Origin of the sequence: Shinella sp. NM-101 (assembly GCF_021401195.1) — a bacterium.
Classification (GTDB): domain Bacteria; phylum Pseudomonadota; class Alphaproteobacteria; order Rhizobiales; family Rhizobiaceae; genus Shinella.
This window is the reverse complement of sequence record NZ_JACBFT010000009.1, coordinates 115,260-137,452: the sequence shown is the minus strand read 5'-3', so window position 1 is coordinate 137,452 and position 22,193 is coordinate 115,260. Positions and strand designations below refer to the sequence as shown.

Annotated in this window: 19 protein-coding genes; 13 read left to right on the top strand and 6 right to left on the bottom strand. The window is 67.4% G+C overall.

All coding sequences use genetic code 11. From position 1 onward, the window contains the following. Positions 1–69: 69 nt before the first annotated feature. Both L0976_RS17715 and L0976_RS17710 read right to left on the bottom strand, forming a co-directional pair. Positions 70–2,433, bottom strand: a complete 2,364-nt coding sequence (locus L0976_RS17715; RefSeq protein ID WP_203318459.1) for a bifunctional diguanylate cyclase/phosphodiesterase — start codon at positions 2,431–2,433, stop codon at positions 70–72. Further along, positions 2,420–3,469, bottom strand: a complete 1,050-nt coding sequence (locus L0976_RS17710; protein WP_234188580.1) for a spermidine/putrescine ABC transporter substrate-binding protein — start codon at positions 3,467–3,469, stop codon at positions 2,420–2,422. The genes L0976_RS17715 and L0976_RS17710 overlap by 14 nt, the downstream gene beginning before the upstream one ends. A gap of 249 nt (positions 3,470–3,718) precedes the next feature. Here L0976_RS17710 and L0976_RS17705 point away from each other — a divergent pair, with 249 nt between their 5' ends. Further along, entirely contained in the window at positions 3,719–6,031 is a 2,313-nt protein-coding gene (locus L0976_RS17705) for a Tex family protein (protein WP_234188578.1), read from the top strand. A gap of 9 nt (positions 6,032–6,040) precedes the next feature. Here the strand turns inward: L0976_RS17705 and L0976_RS17700 are convergent, their stop codons facing one another. After that, the gene (locus L0976_RS17700; RefSeq protein ID WP_234188576.1) at positions 6,041–6,535 is read right to left on the bottom strand and encodes a hypothetical protein; all 495 of its coding nucleotides are present in this window, start codon (positions 6,533–6,535) and stop codon (positions 6,041–6,043) included. Between the two features lie 55 nt (positions 6,536–6,590). Between L0976_RS17700 and L0976_RS17695 the strand changes: the two genes are divergently transcribed. Together L0976_RS17695 and bla are read left to right on the top strand one after the other, a co-directional pair. Next, positions 6,591–7,076 carry a MarR family winged helix-turn-helix transcriptional regulator gene (locus L0976_RS17695; protein ID WP_234188574.1) on the top strand — a complete coding sequence of 162 codons (486 nt, stop codon included), beginning with the start codon at positions 6,591–6,593 and terminating at the stop codon, positions 7,074–7,076. A gap of 164 nt (positions 7,077–7,240) precedes the next feature. After that, on the top strand, positions 7,241–8,128 hold the full coding sequence (bla, locus tag L0976_RS17690; RefSeq protein ID WP_370643710.1) for a BKC/GPC family carbapenem-hydrolyzing class A beta-lactamase: 888 nt from the start codon (positions 7,241–7,243) through the stop codon (positions 8,126–8,128). A 31-nt stretch (positions 8,129–8,159) separates the two neighbouring features. Here bla and L0976_RS17685 read toward each other — a convergent pair whose 3' ends face one another. After that, positions 8,160–8,483: a helix-turn-helix transcriptional regulator gene (locus L0976_RS17685; protein WP_234188571.1), complete on the bottom strand. Its 324-nt coding sequence runs from the start codon at positions 8,481–8,483 to the stop codon at positions 8,160–8,162. A gap of 71 nt (positions 8,484–8,554) precedes the next feature. On the opposite strand from L0976_RS17685, the gene L0976_RS17680 reads away from it, so the two are divergent. Both L0976_RS17680 and L0976_RS17675 read left to right on the top strand, forming a co-directional pair. Beyond that, on the top strand, positions 8,555–9,043 hold the full coding sequence (locus tag L0976_RS17680; protein WP_234188568.1) for an SRPBCC domain-containing protein: 489 nt from the start codon (positions 8,555–8,557) through the stop codon (positions 9,041–9,043). A 10-nt stretch (positions 9,044–9,053) separates the two neighbouring features. After that, complete coding sequence (locus L0976_RS17675; RefSeq protein WP_234188566.1) at positions 9,054–9,416, top strand: hypothetical protein; 363 nt, start codon at positions 9,054–9,056, stop codon at positions 9,414–9,416. Between the two features lie 3 nt (positions 9,417–9,419). Here the strand turns inward: L0976_RS17675 and L0976_RS17670 are convergent, their stop codons facing one another. After that, positions 9,420–10,151, bottom strand: coding sequence for a L,D-transpeptidase (locus tag L0976_RS17670; RefSeq protein WP_234188565.1), 732 nt, complete (start codon positions 10,149–10,151; stop codon positions 9,420–9,422). Between the two features lie 187 nt (positions 10,152–10,338). On the opposite strand from L0976_RS17670, the gene recO reads away from it, so the two are divergent. The 4 genes from recO to L0976_RS17650 all read left to right on the top strand — a co-directional run bounded on the left by recO (position 10,339) and on the right by L0976_RS17650 (position 15,609). Further along, complete coding sequence (gene recO / locus L0976_RS17665; RefSeq protein ID WP_234188564.1) at positions 10,339–11,100, top strand: DNA repair protein RecO; 762 nt, start codon at positions 10,339–10,341, stop codon at positions 11,098–11,100. A gap of 119 nt (positions 11,101–11,219) precedes the next feature. Further along, on the top strand, positions 11,220–13,994 hold the full coding sequence (locus L0976_RS17660) for a DUF2339 domain-containing protein (protein WP_234188563.1): 2,775 nt from the start codon (positions 11,220–11,222) through the stop codon (positions 13,992–13,994). Between the two features lie 36 nt (positions 13,995–14,030). After that, positions 14,031–14,684 (top strand): HD domain-containing protein, encoded by a 654-nt coding sequence (locus L0976_RS17655; protein ID WP_234188562.1) that lies wholly within the window; start codon positions 14,031–14,033, stop codon positions 14,682–14,684. Positions 14,685–14,763: 79 nt separating this feature from the next. Continuing rightward, positions 14,764–15,609, top strand: coding sequence for an MOSC domain-containing protein (locus tag L0976_RS17650; RefSeq protein ID WP_234188561.1), 846 nt, complete (start codon positions 14,764–14,766; stop codon positions 15,607–15,609). Between the two features lie 19 nt (positions 15,610–15,628). Here L0976_RS17650 and L0976_RS17645 read toward each other — a convergent pair whose 3' ends face one another. Continuing rightward, entirely contained in the window at positions 15,629–16,621 is a 993-nt protein-coding gene (locus L0976_RS17645; protein ID WP_234188560.1) for a magnesium transporter CorA family protein, read from the bottom strand. Positions 16,622–16,922: 301 nt separating this feature from the next. Between L0976_RS17645 and L0976_RS17640 the strand changes: the two genes are divergently transcribed. The 4 genes from L0976_RS17640 to nadC all read left to right on the top strand — a co-directional run bounded on the left by L0976_RS17640 (position 16,923) and on the right by nadC (position 22,127). Next, positions 16,923–18,155 (top strand): MFS transporter, encoded by a 1,233-nt coding sequence (locus L0976_RS17640; RefSeq protein WP_234188559.1) that lies wholly within the window; start codon positions 16,923–16,925, stop codon positions 18,153–18,155. Between the two features lie 171 nt (positions 18,156–18,326). Beyond that, on the top strand, positions 18,327–19,406 hold the full coding sequence (gene nadA / locus L0976_RS17635) for a quinolinate synthase NadA (protein WP_234188557.1): 1,080 nt from the start codon (positions 18,327–18,329) through the stop codon (positions 19,404–19,406). A 177-nt stretch (positions 19,407–19,583) separates the two neighbouring features. Further along, the gene (locus L0976_RS17630) at positions 19,584–21,182 is read left to right on the top strand and encodes an L-aspartate oxidase (RefSeq protein ID WP_234188555.1); all 1,599 of its coding nucleotides are present in this window, start codon (positions 19,584–19,586) and stop codon (positions 21,180–21,182) included. A gap of 39 nt (positions 21,183–21,221) precedes the next feature. After that, the gene (gene nadC / locus L0976_RS17625; protein ID WP_234188553.1) at positions 21,222–22,127 is read left to right on the top strand and encodes a carboxylating nicotinate-nucleotide diphosphorylase; all 906 of its coding nucleotides are present in this window, start codon (positions 21,222–21,224) and stop codon (positions 22,125–22,127) included. Positions 22,128–22,193 lie beyond the last annotated feature (66 nt).

The following is a 22,193-nucleotide window of genomic DNA, read 5'->3' as shown; positions in this document are numbered from 1 at the left end:
GCGGGAAGAAGGTCCCGGCAGGGGCATGAGAGGCAGCCTGGCCCCACACGCGTCATTTTCCAGGAGACTTCAAGCCCGCACCCGCCGCTCCGGCTTCTGCGCATCATCGCGGGCCTTTTCCAGCAGCCGCTGCATCGCCCATACGCCAAGCTCTTCGAGAGCGAGCGGGCGGCTGATGAGATAGCCCTGGTAGAGGTCGCAGCCGGCGGCGGCGAGCAGCGCCATCTTCTCCGTGGTGTCGACCCCTTCCGCGATCACCGACATGTCCTGCGCATGACAGAGCGCGACGAGGGCGCGCAGCGTCGGCAGCGCGGCCGAGCGGGTGAGGCTTTCGACGAGCTCGCGGTCGAGCTTGATGGTCTCGGCGGGGTATTCGATGATCTGCTGCACGGAGGTGTAGCCGGCGCCGAAATCGTCGATCGAGATGCGGAAGCCGCGGCTGCGCAGGATCTCGATGTTGCGGCGCGACTGTTCGCCGAGCTTGACGGCGAAGGTTTCCGTCAGCTCGATCTCGATCATGCGCGGCTCGACCGCGTGGCGTTCGGCGCAGTCGCAGAAATGGTCGCTGATCGACTTGGTGTAGAGTTCCGCCGACGAGATGTTGATGCAGAGGATCGTTTCCGCACCGAAGAGCTTGCGGATCTGGCCATATTCCGCCATCGCCCGGTCGATCACCCACCAGTCGATCTTGCTGAAGAGGCCCGTCGTCTCGGCGATGGGGATGAATTCATCCGGCGTCACGCGGCCGAGGACCGGGGAATTCCAGCGCAGCAGCGCCTCGCAGCCCGTGACGCGGCCGTGGCCGTCGACGATGGGCATGTAGACGAGGTGGAATTCGTCGTCGGGCTCCAGGACGCGCAGTTCCTCCTCGATGCGGCGCTGGCGGTTGCGCTTCTCGTGCAGCGAGCGTGAATAGCGGGCCGAACCGTTCTTGCCCTGGGACTTCGCCTGGTACATGGCGGCGTCCGCGTTCGCGATCAGCTCCGGCAGCGTGCCGGCGTCTTCCGGGTAGACGGCGATGCCGATGCTGGCGGTGACCGGATAGGCCTTGTCCAGGACCTCGAAGCCCTCCGCGAAGAGCGACAGGATCTCGCTGGACATTTCCGTGATCGCGCCGCCGCCGGGCTGGCAGCGCAGCATGATGGCGAATTCGTCGCCGGAAAGCCGCGCGAAGAGGCCGTCCGGCAGGCCGCGCTCGCCGACGACGCGGCCGACGATGGCCGAGATGCGGTCGGCGAGGGTCTTGAGCAGCTCGTCGCCGATCTTGTGCCCGTGCTTGTCGTTGACGAACTTGAAGTTGTCGACGTCGATGAAGAGCAGGGTGCAGCCGATGTCCTCGGCCTCCGCCTCGGCGAGGATCTGCGTGGAGCGGATGTTGAAATATTCGCGGTTGGAGATGCCGGTCAGCGTATCCGTCCAGGAGGCGTTCTGCACGAGGTCGAAGGACTGCTTGGAATGGTCGTGCAGCCGCTTGACGTTCGCCGAAAGGCGGCCGATCTCGCCGGCCTCGTTCATTTCGGGCAGTACGCTGCGGCTGCCGGTCATCACGTCGGTGAGCTGCCGGTCGAGGCGGGCGATGGGATTGGTGATGTAGCGGCGCACGAGCAGCAGCACGAGGGCGATGGTGCACAGGCTGAGCGCGATGGCGCCGAACGCCAGCAGGCTCTTCAGCGCCCACAGCCGGTTTTCCAGGAAGGTCGTGTCGGGCGTCAGCCGGGCGAAGAGCGAGGGGCCGAGCGTTGCGGTTGCCGAAAGCGCGCCCTGCGCCAGGAACTGGTGCTGCCCGATCTCGATCGTTCTGCCATATTCCTTCTCCAGCGTCCGCTTCATGTCGAGGAAGGCTTTCGGCCGCACGGCGGTCTGCACGAGGATCGCGTTGCGCTTGGCGCTGGCGACCGGGCGGTTGAAGGTCAGCGGGTCGATGAATTCCGAATGCACGATCAGCGGCTCCATGCCGGCCGTGTCGAGATAGGCCCAGGTGGAAAGGCGCGGGCTGTCGATCACCTGGCGGGCATGGGCGAGCTGCTGGGGCGTGATCTCCGCGAACGGGTCTTCGCTGTCCTCGTAGTAGTAGTCGACCGTCAGCGGCGGGCGGATGATCGCGACCGAGATGAACTTCTTGCGGTCGTCGGAGAGCGAGGTGATGCTCTGCTGCAGCCGCACGCCGAGCGCGGTGCTGCGGTAGCCGGCATCGGGCTCGTCGACGAACAGGCGAACGGTGTCGCCGGCGACGAGCGAATAGATGAGGCTGCGGTTCTGCGTCACCTCGTTCTGGAAGAGGGCGGTGAGCAGGCCCATCTGCTGCCAGAGGCGCGCGCGCTCCAGCCCGAGGATCGAGGAGCCCTGCACGAAATAGATGAGGGAGGCTGCGAGCACGTAGCCAGCCAGCACGACGGGGAAGATGAGGGAAAGGGCGCGTTTACCGAGCGTCACTGAGCTGAGCCAGACTGCTGATGATGCGGCGTCGGGCCTGGACCGATTGGACGGTCAGTTCCTCCTGAAGCTGGCTCTTGGCCAGGATTTCCGGTGCGGCATAGATTTCGGGGTCGGATCGCACGTCTTCCGGAAGCAGCGCCAGCGCGGCGGTGCTTGCGGTCGGCATGTTGAGCTTGATGGCGTTGCGCGCGCCGTTCCTGGCGTTGCTGATGTAGTCGACGAGCTTCAGCGCGAGGTCCCTGTTCTGCGAGCGATCGCTGACGGTGATGCAATCGAGCCAGGAGAGCGTGCCCTCCTTCGGCACGACGTAGCGCCAGAGGCCCGGCGCGCCGACCTTGCCGTTCAGCGTGTACTGGTCGCCGCTGTAGCCGAGCGCCATGTAGATCTTCGGCCCCTTGTCCGCGCTCTGGATCGAGGTGACGACATAGTCGTAGGTGAGAACGTAGGGCCGCTGCGCCTTCATGAGCTCGAAGGCGGCCTTCAGCGTCTCGTTGTCGTTGGCGTTCACCGACTTGCCGAGAAGGACGAGCGGCGCGACGAAGGCCTCGGCATGGTCGTCATACATGGCGATGTGGCCGCGCAGGCTTTCCGCCGGCTTCATGATGTCCGCCCAGGAGGACGGGGGCGTCGTGATCGCGTCGGAACGGTAGAGGATGCCCATCGTGCCCCAGAGATAGGGCACGCCATAGCCGCCGCAGCGCTTCGTCCAGCTTTCCGCATAGTCCGCCAGCGCCGGCACGTTCTTTCGGTCGAGCGCCATGATGATGCCGCGGTTGCCGTAGAGCTTCGCGCCGTTCTCGTTGGTCACGACCACGTCGACATTGCTGTTGGGGTCGGAGAGGATCTCGTCGCGCGCATCGCCGCTGTCGTAGAATGTCTGGCGCACCTCGATCCCGGTCTCGCCCGTGAAATCGGCGAGGATCTCTTCGTTGATATAGGCTTCCCAGATGAGAAGGTTCAACGTCGCCGCGCTCGCGGGAGCGGCCGCGGCGAGGGCCGTCAGAGAGACTGCTGCAAGAATCGCGCCGCGCATGCCGATGCCCCGTTGCCTTTACGCCGGCAGGATAGTCGGCAAGACATTTATGAAGGGTTACAACCGTCAAGCATGGATTGGCCTGCGTTCAACCTTGGCACGGCGCTCCGCATGCCGGCCGACGATATATTGTGGACGTGAACGACGCTATCGCCGCGCGCAATTGGCTTGCGGCCGGGCGCTGACTATGAGCAGTTCAGCCGGCGCGCCGCTCCTTCGCCGCCGCCGCGCCATACAAAGGAGTTCGACATGGCCCCGACACCGCTCAAGATCGCGAACCTGATCGCCGCCGAGATCAAGGCGACCGCCGCGCAGGTTTCCGCTGCCGTCGGGCTGATCGACGAAGGGGCGACGGTGCCCTTCATCGCCCGCTATCGCAAGGAGGTGACGGGCGGCCTCGACGACACGCAGCTCCGCATGCTTTCCGAGCGGCTGACTTACCTGCGCGAGCTGGAAGCCCGCCGTGCCTCCATCCTCGACTCCATCGCCGGGCAGGGCAAGCTGACGGACGAACTGGCCGGCAGGATCGCCGCCGTCACGACCAAGGCCGAGCTGGAGGACATCTATCTTCCCTACAAGCCGAAGCGCCGCACCAAGGCGGAGATCGCCCGCGAACGCGGCCTCGGCCCGCTGGCCGAGCAAATCCTTGCCGACCGCGCGCTGGTGCCGGCCGAGCTTGCCGCAAACTTCCTCTCGGCCGAGGTTCCGGACGTGAAGGCCGCGCTGGAAGGCGCGCGCGACATCGTCGCCGAGCAACTGACGGAAAACGCCGATCTTCTCAAGCGCCTGCGCGATTACATGAAGGAGAACGCCTTCCTGCGCTCGCGCGTCGTGGAGGGCAAGCAGGAGGCCGGCGCCAAGTTCTCCGACTATTTCGACCACACCGAGCGCTGGGCGACGGTGCCCGGCCACCGGGCGCTCGCCATGCTGCGCGGCTGGAACGAGGAATTCCTTTCGGTCGACATCGTCGTCGACCAGGACAATACCGAGCCGGTGAAGCCCGTCGAGCGCATCATCGCTTCGTTTTACGCGGTCGGCACGAAGCCGGGCGACAAGTGGCTTGCCGAAGTGATCGGCTGGACCTGGCGCGTGAAGCTCTCCATGTCGCTTTCGCTCGACCTGATGCGCGAGATGCGCGAGCGCTCGGAAGAGGAGGCGATCCGCGTCTTCGCCCGCAATCTCAAGGACCTGCTGCTCGCCGCGCCCGCCGGCACGCGCGCCACGATGGGCCTCGATCCGGGCATCCGCACGGGCGTCAAGGTCGCTGTCGTCGACAATACCGGCAAGGTGGTCGAGACGACGACGGTCTATCCCTTCCCGCCCAGGAACGACCTGCGCGGCACGCAGGCCGAACTCGCCGCGCTGATCCGCAAGCACAAGGTGGAGCTCATCGCCATCGGCAACGGCACGGGCAGCCGCGAGACGGAAAAGCTCGTCGCCGACATGCTGGAGCAGCTTCCCGCGCCAAGGCCCACCAAGGTCATCGTCTCGGAGGCGGGCGCCTCGGTCTATTCCGCCTCGGAAACGGCCGCCGCCGAATTCCCCGACCTCGACGTGTCGCTGCGCGGCGCCGTCTCCATCGCCCGCCGCCTGCAGGATCCGCTGGCCGAGCTGGTGAAGATCGAGCCGAAGTCTATCGGCGTCGGCCAGTACCAGCACGACGTCGACCAGGGCAAGCTGTCCCGCTCGCTGGATGCGGTGGTGGAGGATGCGGTGAATGCCGTCGGCGTCGACCTCAACACGGCCTCCGCGCCGCTGCTCGCCCGCGTCTCCGGCCTCGGCAAGTCGTCGGCGGAGGCCATCGTCGCGCATCGCGATGCCAACGGCCCCTTCGAAAGCCGCAAGGAGCTGATGAAGGTCGCCCGCCTCGGCGCGCGCACCTTCGAGCAATGCGCCGGCTTCCTGCGCATCCCGAACGGCAGGGAGCCGCTCGACGCCTCGTCGGTCCACCCGGAAGCCTATGGCGTCGCCAAGAAGATCGTCGCCGCCTGCGGCCGCGACGTGCGCGCCCTGATGGGCGACAGCGCGGCACTGAAGAGGCTGGACCCGCACGTCTTTGTCGACGAGCGCTTCGGCCTGCCGACCGTCAGGGACATCCTCGCCGAGTTGGAAAAGCCCGGCCGCGACCCGCGCCCGGAATTCAGGACCGCGACCTTCGCCGAGGGCGTCGACGACATCAAGGACCTCAAGGTCGGCATGATGCTGGAAGGCACGGTCACCAACGTCGCCGCCTTCGGTGCCTTCGTCGACATCGGCGTGCACCAGGACGGTCTCGTCCACGTTTCCCAGCTTGCCGACCGCTTCGTCAAGGATCCGCACGAGGTGGTGAAGGCCGGCGACGTGGTGAAGGTGCGCGTGACGGAGGTGGACGTGCCGCGCAAGCGCATCGGCCTCACCATGCGCAAGGACGGCGGCGCGCCGGCCGCGCGCGACAACGCGGCCCCGCGGGGCGAGCGCAATACCGGCATGAAGCCGAAGTTCAGCCAGGCCGCGCCGAAGCAGCAGGCGCCTTCGCAAGGGGCGCTGGGCGCGGCGCTCGCCGAGGCGATGAAGCGGAAATAGCCGGAAGGCTCAATCGCGCCCGAAGACGATGGCCAGCAGGCGGTTCTCGTCGACGCCGCTCGCCTGTGCGAGTTCGCCGATGGACTGGCCTTCCCTTGCCGCAATCCCCTGCGCGGCAAGGCGCTGCACCACATCCCCTGCCGGCGTGCGGGCGACGCCGGCGAGGGCGGAAAGCGGGGCATCGACGAGCGCCTGTTCGATCGGGCGCTTGATCTGCGGGCCGGTGATCATGCCCCAGGAAAAGACGGAGGCCGCGAGGAGAGCGGCGAAAACGGCGACGCTGGCCTTGCCCCACCGCGACCTCAGATGAGATTTGAGCGGCCGCAGGTTGACCGCGATATGGCCGGCCGCGCCGATCACCAGAAACCAGGAGAGCCATTGATGCGCGACGGTCATCAATCCGCGTTCCCATTCGAAGAACATCAGGATTCCCGTCACCGAGATCAGCAGAAACGAACCGATGGTGAGCGGCGTCGCCCAACTGCGCATCGTTATCCCGGCCATGCCGTTCTTCCTTCTTCTGATTTTGCGTGTATTATGCACATAAATGGAGTTGTCGATGACGTCAACGAAAAGCGTGCATAATGCACACATATCGCAAAAGCTGCGGCTGCTGCACGGCGCGCTGCTGGATATCCTCAGCACGATGAACCGTCCGGAGCGCGACGAGGACATGATCCGCGCCGCCGGCATTCAGCTCGACCGGGCGCTTTTCCCCTTGCTGGTCGGCATCGGGCGCTTCGGCCCGATCGGCGTCGTCGACCTTGCGGACCGTGCCGGCCGCGACCACACGACGGTCAGCCGGCAGGTGGCCAAGCTCGCCGCCCTCGGCCTCGTGGAGCGGGGGGAAGGCGCGGGGGACCGCCGGGTCCGCGAAGCGGTGGTCACGCAGAAGGGCAGGGCGATGACCGGCATGATCGATGCCGCGCGTGAGAAGATGGGCCGCGCCATATTCGAAAGCTGGGAGGAGCGGGATATCGATGACCTGGTCCGCCTGCTGTGCAGGTTTGCAGCCGCGGTGAGGGATGCGCCGCCCCGGGAATAGGCCGGCCGGTGCGCCATGCCCAATTTTTTCTAATGGCTCTTCCCGGAAATCGTCGTTTGCCCTGATCCGGCGCGCCCATGCATAGTCGCGTCGTGGGCGGGCTCAAACGGCCCGGCGGCGCGGGGCGCCCCGGTGTTCGACAGACAGGAAAATGCACCATGCCGATGACGATTTCACGCCGGCAGGCGATGGCCGGCGTCTTTCTCGCCGTTCCCGCGGTCTCCGCGCTCACCGGCACGGCCATGGCCGCCGGACGCGAGGCGCTGGAAGGGCGGCTTGCAAAGCTGGAGGGGCGCCACAAGGGGCGTATCGGTGTTGCCATACATAATCTCGCAACGGGCGCGCGGCTCGGCCATCGCGCCAACGAGCGCTTCCTGATGTGCAGCACCTTCAAGGCGCTGCTCGCCGGCCATGTCCTCGCGCGCGTCGACCGCAAGGAGGAGGCGCTCGACCGGCGCATCGTGGTGAAGAAGGCCGACCTGCTCGACTGGTCGCCCGTGGTGGAAAAGCATGTCGGCAAGGCGGGCATCTCCGTCGCCCGGCTCTGCGAGGCGACGATCACGCTCAGCGACAATGCCGCCGCCAACCTGCTGCTCGCCGGCTCCGGCGGGCCGGAGGCGGTCACCCGGTTCCTGCGCGGCCTCGGCGACGCGGTGACGCGTCTCGACCGTACCGAGCCGGCGCTCAACTATCGCGAGACGGCGGATGACGAGCGCGACACCACGACGCCGATCGCCATGGCCGAGACGCTGCGCCGGCTGGTCTTCTCGGACGTGCTTTCGCCGTCCTCCAGGGCGCAGCTCGCCGCCTGGCTGGTGATGAACAAGACCGGCGACACGCGGCTGCGCGCCGGCTTCCCGGCCGGCTGGATCACCGGCGACAAGACCGGCACGAACGGCGACAAGCACGGCAACGCCAATGACGTGGCCGTCGCCTGGTCGCCGGACCGCGGCGCGCTCGTCGTCACCGCCTTCTGCGAAATCCCCGGCATTTCAGGCGACGCGCGCAATGCCGTCATCGCCGAGATCGGCCGCATCGCCGCCGAGGTCTGATCGTGCGGGGCGCTGCCCGGCAGGCGGCGCCTCAGCCTTCGAGTTCGCCCTTGAGCGCCGAGAGCACGCTGACGGCGTGGCCGGCATACCGGCTGATCCAGCGATCGTGGATCGCCTGGATCGGCAGGGCGTTGAGATGGTTCCAGCGCTCACGGCCCTCCCGGCGGGGAATGATCAGCTCCGCCTCTTCCAGCACCTTGAGGTGCTGCATCACCGTGCAGCGGTCCATTTCCGCGAACCTTTCGCACAGCGCACCGGTCGTCAGCGGCGCGTCCCTGATGGCGTCCAGCATCTGCCGCCGTTTTCCGTTGGCGAGCGCCTTGAAGATGGCGTCCTCTTTCGATTCGCTTGACATGTTATTTTTTTATAACATATTCTCGCCGGGTACAAGCGAACGCGGGCGGGTTTCGCCCGAAGGAGGACGGCATGACGCTGGAATTTCGCGTGAACGGGCGGATCGGCAGGCCGGTCGCCGAGGTCTTCGATGCGGTGATCAATCCGCAGAAGCTGAGCGGCTATTTCACGACCATCGGCGGCGCGAGTGCGCCGCTCGTCGAGGGCACGACGGTGACGTGGTGGGGCATGGCCCCGGTCATCGTTGACAGGGTGGAGGAGAATACGCTCATCGTCTTCCGCTGGGATGCGATGGTCGAGGAAGGGGAGGAGCCCTACAAGACGCGCGTCGAGATGCGCTTCAAGCCGCTCGATGATGGCGGCACGATGGTGACCATCGCCGAGACCGGCTGGCGCGACAACGCCCGCGGCCAGAAATCCTCCTACATGAACTGCGAGGGCTGGTCGCAGATGCTCGCCTGCATGAAGGCCTATGTCGAATACGGCATCAACCTGCGCGAGGGCTATTACCCGAGCGAGATGAAGGGCGTCGTCACCGCCGAGCAGCAGGACTTCACATGAGGAGGACGCCATGACCGCAAGGTTTGAGGGCGGCATCAACATCGCCATGAAAGTGCCGACCCATCAATATGCGGCGACCGTCGCCTTCTACCGCGATGTCGTCGGCCTTCCGCCGTTCGAGGACAAGGCCCCGGCCACGGGCTTCATGCTCGGCCCGAACCGGCTGTGGATCGACGAAGCGCCGAACTACAGCCAGGCGGAGGTCTGGCTCGAACTCTTCACGCCGGACCACCGGATCGCGCTCGGCCACCTGGAGACGAACGGTGTCGTGCGCTGCGACGCCGTGGAGGATCTCGGCGAGGGGTTTCGCGGCGGCTGGGTCATGAACCCCGCCAACATCGTGCACATGGTGCGCGAGCCGGACGCCTGGTAGCGATCAGATCGCGGCCGGCGGCACGAGCCCGTCGGCCGCCGCCATCGGCATCGCCTCATCGGCCGGTGCCTGGTGCTGCAGCACCACGACGCGGGTGCCGTTCGGCACGCGGCCGTAAAGGTCGATGATGTCCTGGTTGAACAGGCGGATGCAGCCGCTCGACACGGCCTTGCCGATCGACCACGGCTCCGACGTGCCGTGGATGCGGAAGAGCGTGTCCCTGCCGTCCTTGTAGAGATAGAGCGCGCGCGGGCCGAGCGGATTGGTAAGGCCCGGCTCCATGCCGCCGGCCCATTGCAGGTTCCGCTCCGGCTCGCGCTTGATCATGCTCGGCGTCGGCGTCCAGCGCGGCCATTCCGCCTTGCGGCCGATGCGCGCCCCACCCTCGAATTCCAGCCCCGCCTTGCCGACGCCGATGCCGTAGCGCATCGCCATGCCCTCGCCCTGCACGAGGTAGAGGAAGCGGTTCTGCGTGTCGATGACGATCGTGCCGGCCGGCTCCATCGTCTGGTAGGCCACCTGCTGGCGGAAATATTTCGGGTCCACCCGGCTGATGTCCATCCCCGGCAGCGGGAAGCGCTCCTCCGGATGCGGTCCGTACATGGCGACATGCATCGGGTCCGGCCCCTTCCTCACCGGCTTTGCGGTGGTGACGCAGCCTGCAAGCGTCGCGGCGAGGGCAAGGAGGGCGAGGGAGCGAAGGACCGCAGAGGCGCGGGCGCGGGACACACACATGGAAGGGGCACCTGTCATTGCAATTCAAAAATCCGGCTGGAAGCCTTGCGCCGGTTCATTGAGGGCGAACGGGGCGCGGGCAGGGCGAGAAGAAAGCGAAACTGTGGCAGGCGGCCGGGTGTGGCCGACAGGCCACGCTCCCGCCCTGTGGCTTGCGGCGCGCCCGGCGAGAGCGTAAGGCTTTGCCATGCAATGGAGTGACGAAGCCATCGTTCTGGGCGTGCGGCGCCACGGCGAGACGTCGGTGATCGCCGAGGTGATGACGCGCGGGCGCGGGCGCCATCTCGGCATGGTGCGCGGCGGCCGCTCGCGCAGCATGCAGCCGGTGCTCCAGCTGGGCAATTCCGTCGATGTGACCTGGCGCGCCCGGCTCGACGAGCATCTCGGCGAGTTCCGTGTCGAGCCGCTGGAGCTTCGCGCCGGGCGCCTCATGGAAACGGCGACCGCCGTCTACGGCGTGCAGGCCATGGCCGCGCTGCTGCGCTTCCTGCCGGAGCGCGATCCGCACCCTCATCTCTACGAGGCGCTCTCCGTCATCCTCGACAACCTGCACGAACCGGCCGATGCCGGCGAACTCTTCATCCGTTTCGAGCTCGCCGTGCTGAACGACCTCGGCTTCGGCCTCGATCTCCTCGAATGCGCCGCCACGGGCGCGCGCGAGGATCTGTGTTATGTCTCGCCGAAATCCGGCCGCGCCGTCTCGCGGCAGGCGGGCGGGCCCTGGGCGGACAAGATGCTGGCGCTCCCCGGCTTCCTCGGCGACGAGAGCCGGCATGCGGCCGATGCCGCCGCCCTTGCCGACGGCTTCCGCCTGACCGCCTTCTTCCTCAACCGCCATGTCTGCGAACCGCGCGGCCTGGAACTCGCCAGCGCCCGCGACGGCTTCGTGCAGGCCGCGCTGAAGGCGCTCGCAGGGCAGGGCGGGCCGGCGAGAGAGGCACGCGCGTAACGGCGGCCGTCTTCCCATGAAATCCGGCGTAACGCACGGCGAGGAGAAATCTGGCCGCGTTTGGCGTTTGGCAAAAACCGGGTAGTGTTGCGCCCGGACAATGCCCTTCTGGAGTCGCAATGCTCGATATTCTTTCCCTGGTCGCCCTTGGCCTGGCGCTCTACACCCTCAATGCCTCGCGCAACAACGCGCAGAAACTCGGCGAGGAGGTGATGCGCCTCAGGCAGGACGTCGAGGCGCTGAAGGCCAGGCATGCCGTGGTGCCGGCGGAGGCCGTCGCGGCCGGAACGGCGGAGGAGGCCTTGCCCGAGCCGCCGGAGCCGGAAAGCTTCGCCGGCCCCTGGGCGGCACCGGTCGGCGTGTCCGAAAAGGACGAAGCGATCGCAGGGGGTGAGACGCCCGTGGCTGCCGCCGCGAGCGAAGCCGCCGCGCCGGAAGCGATCGCCGCTCCCGCCGCCGCGCCGGCACGGCCGAGGGAAAGCTTCGAAAGCCGCATCGGTGCGCGCTGGGCCGTCTGGGTCGGCGGTATCGCGCTCGCGCTCGGCGGTATCTTCATGGTGAAATACTCCATCGAGGCGGGTCTTCTGAGCCCCGCCGTCCGCCTCTCGCTCGCGGCGGCCTTCGGCCTCGTGCTGATGGTCGCCGGCGAGTTCGTGCGCCGCGGCACCCAGCCGCTCATCGCCAATGCCTTCCGCAACGCCATGATCCCCGGCGTGCTGACGGCCGCCGGCGCCATCACGCTCTTCGCCGTCACCTTTGTCGCCTACGAGTTCTATGGCTATCTCGGCGCGCCGGCCGCCTTCGCGCTGCTTGCCGCGGTGTCCTTCGTGACCATCGGCCTCTCCCTGCTGCACGGGCAGGCGCTCGCCGGCCTCGGCCTTCTCGCATCGATGATGACGCCCGCGCTGGTCTCCACCAGCGAGCCGAGCCCCTGGAGCCTCTTCGGCTTCCTCGCCATCGCCTGGCTTGCCACCTTCGCCGCATCCCGCATCCGCCGCTGGCAGGCCGTTCCGGCGCTCGCCAATGCCGGCATGGCGCTGTGGGCGCTGCTCTATCTTTCGCAGGCCGGCAACATCGAAGTGCTGCCGTTGCTCCTCGCCATGCTGGTGCTGGCGCTCGGCCACGGCCTCATCTGGCCGGGCGGCATCGCGGCGCAGGATGGTCCCGCGCGGGAGGCCTCCGCCGGGCCGCTCGACCGCCTCTTCGCCCCGCCCGCGGTCGCGGTGTCGCTGTCGGGCGCGCTGGCCATGCTCTTTGCCGCGCTGGTGCTGGCAGGCAGCGTCCCCTCCGTCTCCGCCGCCGCCACCGGTTTCGCCGTCATCGTCATCGCGCTGGCGCTGCTCGGCGCGCTGCGCGGCTGGGCGGTCTATCCGGCCGTCTTCTCCGCCATCGGCGCGGTTGCCGGGACGGTCGCGATGGCGGCCCTGCCGGCCGGCGTTTTCGCCGATACGTTCACCGCGCCCGCTGCGCCGATGCCGGCGGGGGCCGCGCCGGTCAATCTCCTGCTGCTGCTCGCCGCCGCCTATGCCGCCGTCGGCCTAGCGGCGGTGCGCCTGCGCCAGGCCACGTCCGGCGCCTTCGCCGCGCTCTGGAGCCTGCTGGCAACGGCCGTGCCCTTCGCGATCCTCTCCGTCAGCTTCCTCAGCTTCGCAAACCTCTCCTTCGACCCGAAGCACGGCCTCCTCGCCATCGTCTTCGGTCTCGTCTTCCTTGCGGCGGCGGAGGTCTTTTCCCGCGGGCGGGCGGAGGAGGAGGGGATATTCATCCCGCAATGGGCATTCGCCGCCGGCGGTTTCGCCTTCCTCGTGCTGGCGCTGCACGCGCTGACGGACGGCCTTGCCACCACGCTCGGCATCGCGCTTTGCGGCACCGCCGCCGTCTTCGCGACGCGCCTTTGCCGCTGGCCGGTGCTGCCCTGGCTGATGGCTGGCGCGGCCGCCGTCGTCGCCGGCCGCATCGCCTTCGAGCCGACCATCGTCGGCGCCGCGAACCTGTCGAAGACCCCGGTCTTCAACCAGCTTCTCGCCGGCTACGGCATCCCGGCGGCGCTGCTCGCCCTTTCGGCCTTCGAACTGCGCCGCTGGCCGGACGTACGCATCCGCAGCCTCCTTCAGGCGCTCGCCAGCCTGTTCCTGCTTCTGACCGCCGCGATCCTCGTGCGCCACGGCATGAACGGCGGCGTGCTCGACAGTTCCGTCCCGACGCTGGGCGAGCAGGCGACCTACACGCTGCTGGTCATCGGCGCCTCGGCGACCATGATGTCGCTCGACCTCAAGTCGCCGAGCCCCGTCTTCCGCTACGGTTCCATGGCGGTCGGCGGGCTCTCCGTCCTCTCGGTGCTGAGCGCCCATTTCGTCGCGCTCAATCCCTATGTCACCGGCGAATTGCTCGGCCGTTGGCCGGTCCTCGACCTGCTGCTGGTCGGCTACCTCATTCCCGGCATCGCCTATGGCGGGCTTGCCTGGTATGCGCGCGGCCGCCGGCCGATGCCCTATGTGATCATGCTGGCGCTGACCGGCGTCGCGCTGGTCTTCGCCTGGGTTACGCTGTCCGTGCGCCGCTACTGGCACGGCGAAGGCATCGCCGGCTGGAAGGGCTTCCTCCAGCCGGAGACCTATACCTATTCCGTCGTCTGGCTGCTGCTCGGCGTCCTGCTGCTCGCCGTCGGCTCGAAGGCCGACTCGAAGAGCATCCGCCTTGCCTCCGCCGGCCTCGTGCTGATCGCCGTCGTCAAGGTCTTCCTCATCGACATGTCGAACCTCGAAGGCATCCTGCGCGCGCTCTCCTTCATCGGCCTCGGCGCGGTGCTGATCGGCATCGGGCTCTTCTACCAGAAGATCCTGTCGGGAAAGTCCGGGACGGGCGAAAAGGCGGAATTGAACGCGCCGTCGTGACGGGATAGGTCTCGCGCAGTCTTTTTCGGGTAGTCCATGTCCTTCACCTGCCTCGCCGCCGCCTTTTCACCCCTCGGGGACCTTGCAGGCCGCCTGCTGCCGCAGGCCTTTGCCGCCGACGACGGCTCGCACGACGCCGCCCATCTCATCCGCGTGTGGAAGAGCGCCCGGCGCATCCGGGCGGAGGAGGGCGGCGACCTGCGCCTCCTCGCCGCCGCCGTGCTGCTGCACGATTGCGTCGCGGTGGAGAAGAATTCCCCGCTGCGCAAGGAAGCCTCCCGCCTTGCCGCCGAAAAGGCCGCAAGCCTCCTTTCCGCCGAAGGCTGGAGCAAGGCCGATGTGGCGGCTGTCGCAGACGCCATCCTCACGCACAGCTTCTCGGCGAACCTGCCGCCGCAGACGCTGGAGGCGAGGATCCTGCAGGATGCTGACCGGCTGGACGCCATCGGCATGGTCGGCGCGGCGCGCTGCTTCTATATTGCCGGACGCATGGGCAGCGGCCTCTACGATCCGCTGGACCCGCTCGCCGAACGGCGCCCGCTTGACGACAAGGCCTTCGCCATCGACCATTTCGAGGTGAAGCTCTTCCGGCTGGCCGATGGTTTCCAGACGGCGGCCGGCGCGCGGATGGCGAAGGAGCGCACGGAGCGCCTGCGCGCGATCCGCGACATGCTGCTGGATGAAATCTGAGCGAAAACATGCTTTTGTGCCGCCGGCATGAATCGATCCGGCAAGGCGTTGAATCGAAGTTTCAGGAAAGGTCGCCCGCATGAAGGTCGAGGCTCTCAACATCTACCCGCTGAAGAGCGGCCGGGCCGTTCCCGTCGACACCGCGACGGTCCGCCTCGACGGCCTTTCCGGCGACCGGCGCTTCATGGTCGTCGAGCCGGACGGCCGCTTCATCACCCAGCGCGAATTGCAGGCGCTCGCCCGCATCGAGGCGACGGCGGTCGGCGAGAGCCTGCATCTCGAGATGGAAGGCCGCCAGCTCTTCGCCAGCTTCGAGCCGGAAGACCGCCTCGACGTCACGATCTGGGACTGCCCCGTCAACGCCGCGGTGGCCGACGAGGCGGTGAACGACGTGCTCTCGGACTGGCTCGCCCGCCCGGTGAAGCTGGTGCACATGGATGCCGCGGCCTATCGTGCCGAGGGCGAGGAATGGGCCGGCAGCCCGGCGCCCGTCGGCTTTGCGGACGGCTTTCCGGTTCTTGTCACGACGACGGGCTCGCTGGCGGACCTGAACCGGACGCTCGTCGCCAAGGGGCAGGAGCCCGTCGGCATGGACCGCTTCCGCACCAATATCCTCGTTTCCTGCGAGGAGCCCTGGGAGGAGGACTTCTGGCAGGCGATCGAGGTGGGCGGCGTCGCCTTCGACCTCGTCAAGCCCTGCGCGCGCTGCATCATGACCACGCAGGACCAGACGACCGGCGAGCGCATCGGCGGCAACCCAATCCAGGGCCTCGCCGAAAAGCGCATGTCCGCCGACCGCCGCGTGCCCGGCGTGCTCTTCGGCTGGAACGCCGTGCCCCGCGGCGAGGGCGAAATCCGCCTCGGCGACGCGGTGCGCGTGACGGGCACGCGCACCGAGCGCTGGCCGATGAAGGTGCGGGCTTGAAGACACCCTCAACGGCGGCTCACACCCAGCCGCGCCGCCGGAAATAGAGGAACGGCACGAGGGCGGACAGGACCATCAGGGCGACGGCCCAGGGGTAGCCGAGGTGCCATTGCAGCTCGGGCATCAGCTCGAAGTTCATGCCGTAGACCGAGGCGACGAGCGTCGGCGGCAGGAAGACGACCGAGGCGACCGTGAAGATCTTGATGATCTGGTTCTGTTCGAGGTTGATGAGGCCGAGCGTCGCGTCGAGCAGGAAGTTGATCTTGCCCGACAGGAACGCGGCGTGGTCGCCGAGCGAGGAGGCGTCCCGCTGCACGAGCTTGACGAGCTGGCGGATTTCCTTGGAGGGTCGGCGGGTGTGGTTTTCCACCGCCGCGTGATAGGCGACGAGGCGCGAGATGCTGACGAGGCTTTCGCGCACGCCGCTGAGGAAATCTCCCTTGCGGCCGAGGTGCTCGATCAGCCCTTCGAGGTTGCGCGTGTGCTTGCCGGAGGCGGCCGACTTGCTGCGGAAGATTTCGCGCGAGATGACGTCGATCTCGTTGCCGAGCCGTTCCAGCACGTCCGCCATGCGGTCGATGATCGCCTCGATGAGGCCGATCATGACATCCTCGCCGGTCTCGTAGGAATGCCCGTTGCCGCGCAGCGCCCGGTTGCAGAAGGTCACGAAGGGCCTGGCATCGGCATGGCGCACGGTCACCAGCGTCGCCCCGCGCAGGATGAAGGTGATCGGCATCTTGGTCGGCTCGTCGCTGTCGAGATTGGCGAGCGCCGTCATGGTCATGAAGGCCGCGCCGCCCTCCTGGTAGAGGCGGGCGGAGAGCTCGATGTCCTCCATCTCCTCCCGGCTTGGGATGGAAACGTGCAGCGCGGCTTCCACCTCGCTCACTTCCTCCGGCGTGGGGCCGAGAAGGTCGTACCAGAGGGCAGGGGTAATGGCCTGCTCGATGGCCGGGTTGGAAATTTCGCGCAGGCAAAAGCGGTCAGCCTTGCGGGCATAGATCTGCAGCATGCTTCACTCCTCTGAGGGCGTTCTCGCCATCCGGAGCGAAGCCAGGGGCCTCTTACCGGACAGGTCGCTCGATTGCTCTCGATGATCGACTGTCGGGGTCCATTGATCTTATCCGGGTTAAAGGCGCCGCCATGTGACGCCTGAGGGGGAGATGCGCCCAAAATCGTTCCGCGTCAAGCACATCCGCAGTCCCGTTGAATCGGATTGTCCCATCAGCGTGGTTGATCGCTCGCTCAATTAAATTCGCTTTTGTTAATCGATGGCCGGGCGTAGGTTCCGGGGCCATATTCGGGAGACGCCTATGTCCGCCACCACCTATGCGGCCCCCGCCGCGCGCCGGTCCATGCCCTGGCCCGTCATCGTCGCCGGCTCGCTGATCGCCGTGCTCACCTTCGGCCCGCGCTCGGCGATGGGCTTCTTCCAGCTTCCGATGCTGCAGGATACCGGCTGGGACCGCACGACCTTCGGCCTCGCCATGGCCTTGCAGAATCTCGCCTGGGGCGTCAGCCAGCCCTTCTTCGGCGCCATCGCCGACAAGTTCGGCACCTGGCGCGTGCTGCTCGTCTCGGGTCTCGTCTATGCGCTCGGCCTCTTCCTGATGTCGCTCGGCACCTCGCCGCTCTGGCTGCATGTCGGCGGCGGCGTGCTGGTCGGGCTCGGCGTCGGGGCCGGTTCCTTCGGCATCCTCCTGTCCGCCTTCGCGCGCAACGTGACGCCCGAGCAGCGCTCCATGGCCTTCGGCATCTGCACGGCGGCGGGATCGGCCGGCATGTTCCTCTTCGCGCCGCTCTCGCAGGGGCTGATCAGCGCCTTCGGCTGGTCGGACAGCCTCGTCTATCTCGGCGTCCTCATGCTCCTCGTGCCGCTTCTCGGCATTCCGCTGCGCGGCAATTCCTCCTCCGGCATCACCGCCGCCAGCGAATACAAGCAGACGATCGGCGAGGCGCTGCGCGAGGCGCTCGGCCACCGCAGCTACCTGCTGCTCGTCGCCGGCTTCTTCGTCTGCGGCTACCAGGTCGCCTTCATCACCGCGCATTTCCCCGCCTATCTCGGCGACATCGGCATCGACGCGCGCTACGCGGTGATCGCGCTGGCGCTGATCGGCTTCTTCAACATCATCGGCTCGCTTGCCGCCGGCGTCATCGGCCAACGTTACTCGAAGCCCTATTTCCTCGCCTACATCTACCTTGCCCGCTCGGTTGCGGTCTCGGCCTTCATCCTCCTGCCGAAGTCGCCTGCCTCCGTCATCATTTTTGCTGTGGTGATGGGCCTGCTCTGGCTCTCCACCGTGCCGCCGACCAACGGCCTCGTCGCCATCATGTTCGGTACCAAGCATCTCGGCCTGCTCGGCGGCATCGTCTTCCTGTCGCACCAGGTCGGCTCGTTCCTCGGCGTATGGATGGGCGGCTACCTCTACGACCATTTCGGCACCTACGATCCGGTCTGGTGGCTCGGCGTGGCGCTCGGCGTCTTCGCGGCGGTCGTGCACTGGCCGATCGAGGAAAAGAGCGTCGCCCGCCCGGTCGCCGCCTGACCGCGCCAAAGCTTGCGCCGCGCGAAGGAATTCGGGCGGCGCTTCTTGCAAACCGTCGCAAAAGTTTCTAAATCTGAACCACCGGCCAATGCCGGTTTTGTTTTACGGCCATTATGCTCAATTTGAGCAAAATGGCGAGGCCGCCCGAAACCGGCGGCAGAGGAGGGTTCCATGACCGTTCTGGCCCAGCATGCGGCAGGAGCCGAGGCCGCACGTCCGCTCACCGCGGCGGAGCGCTTCGGCGTCGTCGAGAAACCGGACCTCACCTTCACGCCCGACATCGCCCGCGAGACCGAGCATCTCTACGAGCGGGTCAAGCAGTTCATCCCCGCCTTCGAATGGCCGGTCTACGCGCCCTATGTCGCCGCGATCAACCGGCTGAAGAAGGAGCGCGGCGCCGTCATCCTCGCGCACAATTACCAGACGCCGGAAATCTTCCACTGCGTCGCCGACATCGTCGGCGATTCGCTGCAGCTCGCCCGCGACGCCACCAAGGTCGATGCCGAGATCATCATCCAGTGCGGCGTGCACTTCATGGCCGAGACCTCCAAGCTGCTGAACCCGGAAAAGACCGTCCTCATCCCCGATGCGAAGGCCGGCTGCTCGCTGTCCGATTCGATCACCGGCGCCGACGTGCGCCTGCTCAAGCAGCGCTATCCCGGCGTGCCTGTTGTCACCTATGTCAACACGTCCGCGGACGTGAAGGCGGAGACGGACATCTGCTGCACGTCCTCCAACGTGCTCGCCGTCATCGAGAGCCTGGAGAGCGACACGGTGCTCTGCATCCCGGACGAATATCTGGCGATGAACGTCGCCAAGCAGACCAACAAGAAGATCCTCACCTGGAAGGGCCATTGCGAGGTGCATGAGCGCTTCACCCCGCAGGAACTGCTCTCCTACAAGGAGGCCCATCCCGGCATCGAGATCATCGGCCACCCGGAATGCCACCCGGATGTCATCGCCGTCTGCGATTTTGCCGGTTCGACCTCGGGCATGATAAACTATGTGAAGGATCATCGCCCTTCGCGCGTGCTGCTCGTGACCGAATGCTCCATGGCCTCCAACATCCAGGCCGAACTGCCGGGCGTCGATTTCGTGAAGCCCTGCAACCTCTGTCCGCATATGAAGCGCATCACGCTGCCGAAGATCCTCGACAGCCTGGTGAACATGACGGAGGAGGTCGTGGTCGACCCGGCGATCGCCGATCGCGCCCGCCTCGCCGTCGAGCGGATGGTGAACCTGAAGCAGTAATCGGGACGTATGGCCCGCGCCATGCCGCCCCTCATCCCCTTGCCGGGACCTTTCCCTTGGCTTCGGAGAGAAGCAGGAAAACGGTGAGCCCGGCGCTCCTCGCCCCGCTTGCGGGAAGAGGATGCCGGCAGGCAGGCGGGGGGCGGACGGCAGGCCGCATCGTCGGAGGAAAGACAAATGCCCATGGAAAGTTTCCGCCCGCAATCGTGGAACGGCATCGATGACATCGTCATCGTCGGCGGCGGCCTTGCCGGCCTGTTCTGCGCGCTGAAGCTCGCGCCGCGTCCCGTCACGATCCTCGCTGCCGCCCCCATCGGGCAGGGCGCGTCCTCGGCCTGGGCGCAGGGCGGCATCGCCGCGGCCATGAGCCCGGGCGACACGTTCGACAAGCACGTCGCCGACACGCTGGAGGCGGGCGCCGGCATCGTCGACGAGAAGATGGCGCGCTTCATGGTCTCCGAAGGCCCGGCGCGCATCCACGACCTCCTCGAATACGGCGTGCCCTTCGACCGCGACCTCGAAGGCCAGCTCCTGCTTTCCCGCGAGGCCGCCCATTCCGAGCGCCGCATCGTGCGCGTGAAGGGCGACATGGCCGGCAAGGCCATCATGGAGGCGCTGATCGCGGCCGTGCGCAACACGCCGTCGATCCGCGTGCTGGAAGGCTACGTCGTCGAGGAGCTGGTGCGCGAAGGCCGCTTCATCTCCGGCGTCGTCGCCCGGCCGGATGCCGGCCAGTCGAAGAACCGCGTGCATTTCCCCGCCCGCGCCGTCGTGCTCTGCTCGGGCGGCGTCGGTCATCTCTTCGCCGTCACCACCAATCCGTGGGAGGCCTGCGGCCAGGGCGTCGGCATGGCGGCCCGCGCAGGCGCCATCATCGCCGACCCGGAATTCGTCCAGTTCCACCCGACCGCCATCAATATCGGCCGCGATCCTGCCCCGCTCGCCACCGAGGCGCTGCGCGGCGACGGGGCGCATCTCGTCAATTCCGCCGGCCACCGCTTCATGCTTGATATCCACGAGGACGGCGAGCTCGCCCCGCGCGACATCGTCTCGCGCGGCGTCTTCGCCGAGGTGCAGGCCGGCCGCGGCGCCTTCCTCGATTGCACCAAGGCCGTCGGCGCGCATTTCCCGGACATGTTCCCGACCGTCTACGCCTCCTGCATCGCCGCCGGCATCGATCCGGTGACCCAGCCGATCCCCGTCGTGCCGGCCGTGCACTACCACATGGGCGGCGTGCTCACGGATGCCGAGGGCCGCACCTCCATCGACGGCCTGTGGGCCGCCGGCGAGGTCACGTCCACCGGCGTGCATGGCGCCAACCGCCTTGCCTCCAACTCGCTGCTCGAAGCCGTCGTCTTCGCCGCCCGCATCGCGGAGAACATCAAGGGCATCCTGCCCGAGCCGAAGATCAACGACTGGGGCAAGAATGCCGGCGAGAGCGACGACCTCGTCACCATCGAGGACAGCCCGGCGCTCACCCGCCTGCGCCGCATCATGAGCGACAAGGCCGGCGTCATCCGCAGCCGGGAGGGCCTTGCGGCCGCCATCCGCGAGATCGCCGTGCTGGAGCGCGAGAACAGCCGCATGCGCTTCCACAACATCGTCACCACCGCCAAGCTCATCACCGTCGGCGCGTGGCTGCGCGAGGAAAGCCGCGGCGGCCATTTCCGCTCCGATTTCCCCGAGCAGAAGGCCGCCTGGAAGCACCGCACCTTCCTCACGCTGGCCGACGCCGAGGCGGTCGTCGCCGAACTTTCGCAGACGGCGGCGGCCTGACGCCGCCGCTCCAGTCGCAACCAACCGGGACAAGCAGCCATGACCACCCCCTTTCTCCCCGTCCTCTCGCCGCTGATGGTGGAGGAGCAGGTGCGCGCGGCGCTTGGCGAGGACCTCGGCCGGGCCGGCGACATCACCAGCCAGGCGACCATCGCGCCCGACATGACGGCGACCGCCGGGTTGAACAGCCGCGAGGACGGCGTCGTCGCCGGCCTCGATCTCGCCCGCGCCGCCTTCCGCCTGATGGACCCGGCCATCCGCTTCGAAGCCTTCGTGAAGGACGGCGACACGCTTTCGCCGGGCACGGTGATCGCGACGGTGTCCGGGCCGGCGCGCGCGGTGCTATCGGCCGAGCGCGTGGCGCTCAACTTCCTCATGCATCTGAGCGGCGTCGCCTCCTACACGGCGCGCTTTTCCCGCGAGATCGCCCATACGCACGCCAGGGTCTGCTGCACGCGCAAGACCATTCCCGGCCTGCGCGCGCTGGAGAAATACGCCGTGCGCATGGGCGGAGGCTCCTCGCACCGCTACGGGCTGGACGACGCGATCCTCATCAAGGACAACCATATCGCGGTTGCCGGCGGCGTCGCGGGCGCCATCCGCGCCGCCCGCGCCTTCGCGGGCCATCTCGTCAAGGTCGAGGTCGAGGTGACGACGCTCGAAGAGCTCGAAGAGGCGCTGGAAGCGCAGCCGGATGTCGTGCTGCTCGACAATATGGGGCCGGAACTCCTGCGCCGCGCCGTCGAGATCAACCGCGACTGTGCCGGCCTTGCCGACGCGGCCTATGCCGCGGACCCGCGCCGGGTGAAGCTCGAAGCCTCCGGCAATGTGAACCTTTCGACGATCCGCGCCATCGCCGAGACCGGTGTCGACTATATCTCGACGTCGAAGATCACCATGGCCGCGCCGACGCTCGACATCGGCCTCGACGTCGTCGTGGGCTGACGGCGGGGAACACCCGGCGAGAGGATGCGTTGCGCTTCCATGGGAAACCAACCGGAAGGACGCATC